Genomic DNA, 1,295 nt, shown 5'->3' with positions numbered 1-1,295 from the left:
AGACGCTCCACGCGCGCGTGCGCCGCGTCGAGCCGGGCGTCCGCCCCGCGCGTGGGGGCGAGTTCGGCGAAGTACGCCTCCCGGGTGGCCGCGTCCCGGGTCAGCGCGCGCAGCACGTCCAGCGCGTTGACGTTGCCCGAGCCCTCCCAGATCGACAGCAGGGGTGCCTCCCGGTAGTGGCGGGGCATCCCGGAGTCCTCGACGTACCCGTTGCCGCCCAGGCACTCCAGGGCCTCCGCCGTGAACGCGGGTCCCCTCTTGGTCACCCAGTACTTGCCGACGGCCGTCGCGATCCGCCGGAAGGCCCGCTCCCCGGCGTCCCCGCGCATCGCGCGGTCGGCCGCTCCCGCGAGCCGCAGCGTGAGCGTCGTCGCCGCCTCCGACTCCAGCGCGAGGTCGGCCAGGACGTTGCGCATGAGGGGCTGGTCCACCAGTCGGGCGCCGAACGCGGTGCGGTGGCGGACGTGGTGGCCCGCCTCGACGAGGGTCTTGCGCATCAGCGTCGCCGTTGCCGTCACACAGTCCAGGCGCGTGCAGTTGACCATGTCGATGATGGTTTTGACGCCCTGCCCCTCCGGCCCGACCAGCCACGCGAGTGTGCCGTCGAACTCCGGCTCCGAGGACGCGTTGGAGCGGTTGCCGAGCTTGTCCTTGAGGCGCTGGACACGGAACGGGTTGCGGGTGCCGTCGGGCAGGACGCGCGGGACGAGGAAGCAGGACAGCCCGCCGGGGGCCTGCGCCAGCACCAGGAAGACGTCGCTCATCGGGGCCGACGTGAACCACTTGTGCCCGCGCAGGGTGTACACGCCGGGTTCGGCGGTCGGCGCGGCGGACGTCGTGTTCGTCCGGACGTCGGAACCGCCCTGCTTCTCGGTCATGCCCATGCCCGCGAGGAGGCCGCGCTTCCCGGTGGGGACCCGCAGGCCGGGGTCGTACTCGCGCGCGGTGAGCAGCGGCTCGTACACCTTCGCCAGGTCCGGCTGGTGGCGCAGGGCGGGGACGGCGGCGTACGTCATCGAGACCGGGCAGCCGTGGCCCGCCTCCGTGTGGTTCCACACCAGGCCGCCCGCCGTGCGCGCGACGTGCGCGCCGGGGCGGTCGTCCGCCCACGCGGAGCCGGCGAGGCCCTCGGTGACGGCGACGTCCATGAGGGCGTGCCAGGCCGGGTGGAAGTCGACCTCGTCCACGCGGTGGCCGTAGCGGTCGTGGGTGCGCAGGGCCGGTTCGTGGCGGTTGGCCAGCTCGCCCCACTCCTGCGCCTCGACGCCGCCCGCGCGGCGGCCCAGCGCCCGGAC

General features: G+C 74.4%; 1 protein-coding gene. It reads right to left on the bottom strand.

Features of this window, described 5'->3' with window-relative positions; genetic code table 11:
- Positions 1–1,295 (bottom strand): acyl-CoA dehydrogenase family protein (locus tag ACVNF4_RS36190; protein WP_461807058.1); only part of this gene is annotated, 1,295 nt, incomplete at both ends.

Source organism: Streptomyces sp. S6 (genome assembly GCF_054880855.1).
The sequence above is the reverse complement of the archived record's forward strand: the minus strand, read 5'-3'. Positions and strand labels throughout refer to the sequence as shown.